This is a genomic window from Mycobacterium sp. TH-M82, from assembly GCF_057473605.1.
In genome coordinates this window covers 1-7433 of sequence record NZ_JBYCKY010000274.1, presented here as the reverse complement: position 1 = coordinate 7433, position 7433 = coordinate 1, and the positions used below count along the sequence as shown (strand labels likewise).

The window sequence follows — 7433 nt, the reverse complement described above, 5'->3', positions numbered from 1 at the left end:
TGACGTCGATCGCCAGCCCGTTGGGATGCCAGGGCCGCGAATCTGGGCGCACCCCGACCATGCTGTCGATCTGCGGGAATGCCGCAGTGATGCTGCGAGCCACCAGAATCGTCTTGACCTGCAGCCCCTGCTCGGATGCGACGTCGGCGGTCAACAGCTGGGACGGATCGTCGGCAGGCGCGGCCGGGAACACTGCGAGCGGCTCCGGCTCACCGGGCGCCCCCGGTGGTGGCGCGGATTCTTCGCCCGGTGGCGGGGCGTCGGCTCCGGCACCGCCCGCGCGGGCGATCGTGGCCGACGCCAGCAGGGCCACCGCCAGCAGTGTCGGCGTCAGGCGCCGACCGGTTGGTCCGTGTCCAGGCACGCAGGGCACCATAGCGGGTGCTGGGTGCGATTGTCACAATCAGATAACGGTCGCCTCGGTTCGGGTTCCGCGCGCTCGCCTCAGTTCGGCATGCCCCGCGCTCAGCAACCCCGTAGGCTCTCCGCCATGAAGATCGTCGTTGCCATCGTTGCTTTCGTTGTTATGGCGGCCGGTAGCACCGGCATCGCCGCGACCCTGACGGTGCTTGCGACACCCGTACACGCTGACGCCGACCCGAACGTGCCGAACTTGGCGGCGAACTACTGCCCCGGCGGGCGCCAGGACGACGCCTACACACATCGCTGTATCGGGACCAAATATCCCGACGGTTCCTACTGGCGTGACAGTCAATACTCCATCGTGAATTGGACGCCGGACAATGTCAGTGGTCGCGGTCTGCGCTGTGTCATCGACTATGGGCCCAACGTCGTAGCCGCGCCACCGGGTGGCTGCAACGGCGCGGTCTAGCAGCGGTATAGAAGCGGTATAGAAACCGGGGGCGGCGCCAAAGACCACCGGGCGGGCGCATGGGCTCGTCGCAGCACATCGGATAATGTGACCCGCATGGCCTGGCAAACACGTCACATCCCTGACCAACGCGGTCGCACCTTCGTGGTGACCGGCGCCAACGGCGGACTCGGGGAGATCGTCACCCGTGAGCTCGCCGGCAAGGCCGCCACCGTGGTGATGGCCTGCCGCAACGTCGCAAAGGCCCAACAGGTCGCCGACCGCATCGACGGCGACGTCCGGGTCGCCGCACTGGATCTGGCGAGTCTGGCTTCGGTGCGTGAGTTCGCAGCGCAGCAAACCGGATTCGATGTGCTGATCAACAACGCAGGGATCATGAACATCCCGTTGCGCCGGACGGTCGACGGCTTCGAAACGCAGTTCGGGGTCAACCACCTCGGTCACTTCGCGCTGACCGGCCTGCTGCTGGACAAAATCAGCGACCGGGTCGTGACCGTGGCGAGCGTCGCGCACCGGCAGACGCCGAAGCTGTGGATCGATGACCTCAACTACCAGCACCGGTTCTACCAGCGAAACCTGGCCTACGCGCAGTCGAAGCTGGCCAACCTGATGTTCGCCCGCGAGCTACGGGGTCGCCTGGCCGCGGCCGGCTCACCGAAACGGTCCTACGCGGTGCACCCCGGGACTTCGGCCACCGGCCTGTTCGACAACGACAAGTCGCTTCTGGGCATCGCCGCCAGATACGCCATCCCCATCATCGGTCTTCCGCCGTGGCGCGCCGCGCAGGCGATCTTGTTCGCGGCGTCCATGCCTGACGCCGACCCGGCTCTGTACTGGGGCCCAAGCGGCCTGCGGCCGAGTCGCGGCCCGATTGCCTGCCCGTCAAGCCGGCTGTCGATGAATCAGCAGCTGTGGCAGCGGCTCTGGGCGGAGTCGGAGAAGATGACCGGAGTCACCTACCCGCTCTGACACTTGCGCCGATGCCTGCCCCAGCAGCCTCAGGCGTCCCGCGGCGCAGCACCGGACCGAAAGGGACTATGCGAGTTGACGGGCGCGACATCGCGGTTACCGGCAAGCTGTTGGAGCCGCTGACCCGACGCACCAACGACCTCCTGCGGCTGGTGCTGGCGACGCTCTTCCTCGCGGCGGTGATCGCCAGTTCGCTGATCACCCGCTACGAATGGGTCGCGCTGGAGAGATCGGTCTCGCGGATCCTCGGGGTGCTCTCCCCCACCCAGGCCAACCTGGTGTACCTGGTTTACGGCATCGCCATCCTGGCGTTGCCGTTCGCGATCCTGGTCGGCCTGGTCGCAGGCCGGCAGTGGAAACTGCTCGGCGCCTACGCGGTCGCCGGGCTGGCCGCCGTGCTGTCGCTGTCGGTCCGCAGCACCGGGATGGCGGCACCCCGCTGGCATTTCGACCTCTCCGAGCGGCTGGCCACCACACTGGCGCAGTTCCTCGACGACCCGCGATGGATCGCGATGCTCGCGGCGATGCTCACGGTATCCGGCCCCTGGCTGCCCGCCCGGTGGCGCCGCTGGTGGTGGACGCTGCTGCTGGCGTTCGTGCCGATCCACCTGGCGGTCAGCGCCATCGTCCCGGCCCGCTCGCTGCTGGGCCTGGCGGTCGGCTGGTTCGTCGGCGCGCTGGTGATCCTGGTGGTCGGCACCCCCGGGCTGGAGGTGCCGCTGGACGGTGCGGCGCGGGCGCTGGCCGCACACGGCTACGTCGTGTCCGGCCTGACCGTCATCCAACCGGCCGGCCGCGGCCCGCTGGTGCTGTCCGCGGCGGCCGAGGACCCGGCAATGATCGAGTTGTACGGCCCCAACCAGCGCAGTGGCGGCGCGCTGCGCCAGCTCTGGTACAAGCTGCGGCTGCGTGACGCCGAGACCGCGCCGCTGCACGCCTCGATGCGCCGCGCCGTCGAACACCGCGCGCTGATGGCGATTGCCATCGGCCAGATCGGGGTGGCCAACGCCGCGACCATCGCGGTGGCGGCGCTCGACCGGGGCTGGACGCTGTACGCGCACACCCCGCCTCGTGGGATCCCGATCTCCGACTGTGCGGACAGCACCCCGGTCGCGAAGGTCTGGGAGTCGTTGCGGCGCATCCACGATCACCGGATCTCGCACGGGGATCTGCGCGCCAGCAGGATCACCGTCGACGGCCCGGGCGGCGAAGTGCTGTTCGGTGGTTTCGGCAACGCCGAATACGGCGCCACCGCTGCACAGCTGCAATCCGACGTCGCGGCACTGTTGGTGACGACATCGGCGTTGTACGGTGCGCGCGCGGCGGTGGCCGCCGCGATCGCCGCGTTGGGCGCCGGGTCCGTGCTGGCCGCATCGCATCGACTCACCAAAACCGCTGTGCCGGCCAGGATCCGACACTCGGTAACCGACGCAGGCGCAGTCATCGCCGGCGCCCGCGAGGAGGTTAAGCACCAGACCGGCGCCGATCGGATCCAGGCCGCGACGATCACCCGGTTCACCCGCAGCCAGCTCGTCCAGCTGGTGCTGCTGGTGGCGCTGGTCTACGTCGCTTATCCGTTCATCAGCGCCGTACCGACATTCTTCTCCCAGCTGTGGAGCGCCAACTGGTGGTGGGCGCTGCTGGGGCTGGCCGTCTCCTCGCTGACCTACGTCGGTGCTGCCGCCGCCCTGTGGGCCTGCGCCAGCGGCGCAGTGAGCTTCAAGGATCTGTCAATCATGCAGGTGGCCAACACCTTTGCGGCCACCACCACCCCTGCCGGAATCGGCGGGCTGGCGCTATCCACCCGATTCCTGCAGAAGGGCGGGCTCAGCGTGCTGCGTGCCACCGCCGCGGTGGCACTGCAGCAGTCTGTGCAGGTGATCGTGCACGTCGTGTTGCTGATCGTCTTCACCGCCGCCGCGGGCGTCTCGGCCGATTTGTCGCACCTCGTTCCAGACGCCACGGTGCTCTACTTGGTCGCGGGGGTGGCGCTGGGTATCGTCGGCACCTTTTTATTGGTACCCAGGCTGCGACGCTGGTTGTCGACGGAGCTACAGCCCCGCGTCAAGGAGGTGATCGGCGATCTGGTCGAGTTGGCCGGCGAACCGAGACGGCTGGCATTGATCGTGCTCGGCGCGGCCGGAACAACCCTGGGAGCCGCGCTGGCGCTGTGGGCCAGCATCGAAGCCTTCGGCGGGCACACCTCCTTCGTCACCGTCACCGTGGTGACGATGGTCGGCGGCACGCTGGCCTCGGCGGCGCCGACCCCCGGTGGCGTCGGCGCGGTCGAAGCCGCGCTGATCGGCGGGCTGGCCGCCTTCGGTGTACCCGCGGCGCTCGGTGTGCCGGCGGTACTGCTCTACCGGGTGCTGACCTGCTGGCTGCCGGTGTTCGTCGGGTGGCCGGTGATGCGCTGGCTGACCAAGAACGAGATGGTCTGACGTGCGACCGCGATCCGCCGGGCACGACTGTAGCATTTCTGCTACGATGTCTGCATGACTGACGTAGCCGCGCGCGAACTGCGCAACGATGTCAGCGGGGTGCTGCGCAGGGTAGAGCGGGGTGAACGGCTGCGGGTGACGGTGAGCGGTCGACCTGTCGCTGAGCTCATCCCGCTGCCGAAGCGGGAAGCGTCCATGTCGTGGGAGCAGTTCACTCGGCATCTCGCGGGAGGCCGGGCCGACGCCGGACTCGCAGCGGAGCTGGCCGAACTGTTGCCCGACTCCACCGACGATGTCACACCCCACTGATGGCCGCACTGGGCTTGGCTGACACCTCGTTGTTCATCGCCGTCGAGCGCGAGCCACCTTTGACCGCCGCGCCCCCCGAACGCATCTGCGTGTCTGTCGTCACCATCGCGGAGCTGCGCCTAGGTGTTTTGACTGCCGCCGACACCGCTACGCGCACACGCCGGCTGGAGACCCTTACCCGAGCGGATACTTTCGAACCCGTCCCGATCGACAGGTCGGTGGCATCCGCGTGGGCCGGGCTACGCGTTGCGCTGCGTGATGTGGGTAAACGGATGCCGCTCAACGACTCCTGGATAGCGGCGACAGCTATCGCGCATGAGATTCCGGTGGTCACACAGGATGCGGACTACGACGACATCCCGGGACTGACCACGATACGGGTCTAGTGGTGGCGCTGCCCTAGCCACAACCGACGTCCGGACCTGCCCCGGCGGCAGCGTACGCCCGGCTCACCACCGGCTCGTCGTAGCCCGCACCGCTGACAGCCCGTTGCACCGCATCACCGACGGCTTCCGCCCGGTCGACGGGCACCAGCGCGATCACGCAACCGCCGAAACCACCGCCGGTCATCCGCGCGCCCAGCGCACCGGCGTGCACCGCGCTGTCGGCGATCAGGTCGATGTGGTCGGTGGTGATGGCGAAGTCGTCGTGCATGGACTGGTGCGACGCGGTGAGCAGCCGGCCGGCGGCGGTGAAATCCAACTCGGCAAGTGCGGCAACGAAATCGCGCACCCGATCGTTCTCGGTGAGCACATGGCGGGCACGTCGCGCATCGACCGGGTCGGCAACGCCGTCGAGCACCGAGGTTCCGCGATGCTGCACATCCCGCAGCGAACCCACGCCCAGGTCGGCGGCTGCCCGGTCGCATGACTGCCGGCGTGCCGCGTACTCGCCGTCGGCGTGGCTGTGCCGCACCGTGGAGTCGATCAGCAGCAGCGCCACGCCGGAGGCGTCCGGATCGAACGGCACCGGATGCACGGCGATGTCGCGGAAGTCGATCAGCAGCGCGGTCGCCGGCTCGGCGAACAGCGACGCCAACTGATCCAGCAGACCCGACGGGACACCGACATAGTCGTTCTCGGCGCGCTGGGCGATTCGGGCCTGCTCGATCCGGTCGATGGTGACTCCGGTAGCCGACGCCACCGCGCCCAGCACCGCGCACTCCAGCGCCGCCGACGACGCCAGGCCCGATCCGATCGCCAGGTCACTGGTGATCGTCATCGCTCCGCCGGGCACCGGATGGCCGTCGCGGTGCAGCGACCAGATCACCCCGGCCACATATGCCGCCCAGCCGGTCACGTCGCCGGGGGCGGTGTTCACCGGAATGCAGACCACGCCATCGGCGTGGTCGCTTTGAACGGTGACGGTGTCGACGTGTGCCGGCGTAAAGGTGACCGTGGTGCGCTGCGGCAGGGCGATCGGCAGGGCGAAACCGCCGTTGTAGTCGGTGTGCTCGCCGATCAGGTTGATCCGCCCGGGTGCGCAGTATCCGACGGCCTCGTCAATCATCGGGCGCGAGCTCCCGCAGGCGTGCCGCCACTACTTCGGGCGTCACGTCGGCGATGAACGCATCCATCGCCGACTCGGAGGCCGCCAGGTATTTCAGCTTGGTGGCGGTGCGCCGAATCGACATCAGCTCGACGTGGAAATAGCCGTCTTGCTGCGCCTCGGTGTCGCTGTATTGGTGCAGGGCGGCCATGTACGGCAGCGGCGCGTCGTACATCCGGTCGAACCGTTGCAGCAGATCCCGGTAGGCCGACGTGAAGCCGTCGAGCTCCGCGTCGTGCAGCTCGGTCAGGTTGCGCGCCAATCGGTTCGGGTACAGATGCACCTCCACCGGCCAGCGCGCGGCGAACGGCACGAACGCGGTGAACAGTTCGCTGCGTGCGACTATCCGGCTGCCGTCGGCAATCTCCGAGCCGAGCAGATCGGCAAAAAGATTGCTGGCGTGGCTGACTCGATGCTGTCGAGCCTGGGCCAGCATCGCCGCCGTGCGCGGCGTCAGGTACGGGTAGCCGTAGATCTGGCCGTGCGGATGGCTCAGCGTCACCCCGATCTCCTCACCGCGGTTCTCGAAGCAGAACACCTGCTCGATCCCGGGCGTGGCCATCAGCTCGGCGGTGCGGTGCCGCCACGCGTCGACGACCAGCCGGGCGTGCGGCAGGTCCAGGCCGGCGAACGACCCGGTGTGGTCGGCAGAGAAGCAGACCACCTCGCAGCGGCCGTGCCCGGCAGCGCAGACGAACCCCGTGAACCCGTCGTCGTCGGGCGGGGTGAGCGCAGCCGGCCCGTTGCCGGCCAGGCTGGGGAAGCGGTTCTCGAAGACGACGACGTCGTAGTCTGCGGCCGGCACCTCGCTGGTCAGCCCGCTCGGTCCCGGACACAGCGGGCACTGCTGGACCGGCGGCTGGTAGGTGCGGTCCTGGCGTTGCGCGGCGATGATCACCCACTGCCCGGTGGCCGCATCGAACCGCAGCTCCGGCGGCTCCGGGTCGCGCGGAGGCAGCGGCCGCCGGTCCGGCACCGGCGCCGGCGGGTGGCCGGGCAAGGCGAAGAACAGCAGCTCGCGGCCGTCGGCCAGCGTCCACCGGGTCGGCTGGGTCGGCTGGGTCGGCGCCATCACCGGGCCACCCTAGACGACGAATCGGGGGTGCAACCGCTCCGGTGTGATCCCTGCCCCGGCGGTGAGGTCATCGACCAACGCGGCGGCGAACTCCAGCAGCCCGGGGATGTCGATGGCGTACGGTGGCGATCCCCGGTCATTGGCGAGCCGGCCGGATGCGCTCTGCAGCAGGGTGATCGCGCCCTTGCGGTTGCCACGCTGGATGTGGGTGATGCCGACCGCGAGCTGCGCCAGACCCTGCCACAGCATCCGCTCGCGC

8 protein-coding genes and 1 pseudogene are annotated in these 7433 nt (G+C 68.9%); 5 read left to right on the top strand and 4 right to left on the bottom strand.

Annotated elements, in window-relative coordinates; genetic code table 11:
* Positions 1–364, bottom strand: a pseudogene (locus tag AC2VON_RS08680) (hypothetical protein); the annotation flags it as partial.
* Between the two features lie 126 nt (positions 365–490).
* On the opposite strand from AC2VON_RS08680, the gene AC2VON_RS08675 reads away from it, so the two are divergent.
* From AC2VON_RS08675 to AC2VON_RS08655, 5 genes are all read left to right on the top strand, one after another.
* Positions 491–832, top strand: coding sequence for a hypothetical protein (locus AC2VON_RS08675; RefSeq protein ID WP_486952579.1), 342 nt, complete (start codon positions 491–493; stop codon positions 830–832).
* A 96-nt stretch (positions 833–928) separates the two neighbouring features.
* Positions 929–1801 (top strand): oxidoreductase, encoded by an 873-nt coding sequence (locus tag AC2VON_RS08670; protein ID WP_486952578.1) that lies wholly within the window; start codon positions 929–931, stop codon positions 1799–1801.
* Positions 1802–1869: 68 nt separating this feature from the next.
* Positions 1870–4242, top strand: a complete 2373-nt coding sequence (locus tag AC2VON_RS08665) for a lysylphosphatidylglycerol synthase domain-containing protein (RefSeq protein ID WP_486952577.1) — start codon at positions 1870–1872, stop codon at positions 4240–4242.
* Positions 4243–4296: 54 nt separating this feature from the next.
* Positions 4297–4551: a type II toxin-antitoxin system Phd/YefM family antitoxin gene (locus AC2VON_RS08660; RefSeq protein ID WP_486952576.1), complete on the top strand. Its 255-nt coding sequence runs from the start codon at positions 4297–4299 to the stop codon at positions 4549–4551.
* A complete protein-coding gene (locus AC2VON_RS08655; RefSeq protein WP_486952575.1) occupies positions 4551–4937 on the top strand; it encodes a PIN domain-containing protein in 387 nt (128 codons plus the stop codon). Before AC2VON_RS08660 ends, AC2VON_RS08655 begins: the two co-directional genes overlap by 1 nt.
* 13 nt (positions 4938–4950) lie before the next feature.
* On the opposite strand, the gene AC2VON_RS08650 is transcribed toward AC2VON_RS08655, so the two are convergent.
* The 3 genes from AC2VON_RS08650 to AC2VON_RS08640 all read right to left on the bottom strand — a co-directional run.
* Positions 4951–6060 carry a galactokinase gene (locus AC2VON_RS08650; RefSeq protein WP_486952574.1) on the bottom strand — a complete coding sequence of 370 codons (1110 nt, stop codon included), beginning with the start codon at positions 6058–6060 and terminating at the stop codon, positions 4951–4953.
* Positions 6053–7171 (bottom strand): galactose-1-phosphate uridylyltransferase, encoded by a 1119-nt coding sequence (galT, locus tag AC2VON_RS08645; protein WP_486952573.1) that lies wholly within the window; start codon positions 7169–7171, stop codon positions 6053–6055. Before galT ends, AC2VON_RS08650 begins: the two co-directional genes overlap by 8 nt.
* A gap of 12 nt (positions 7172–7183) precedes the next feature.
* Positions 7184–7433, bottom strand: a 250-nt coding sequence (locus tag AC2VON_RS08640; RefSeq protein ID WP_486952572.1) for a DUF309 domain-containing protein, incomplete at its 5' end; no start/stop codon positions are given.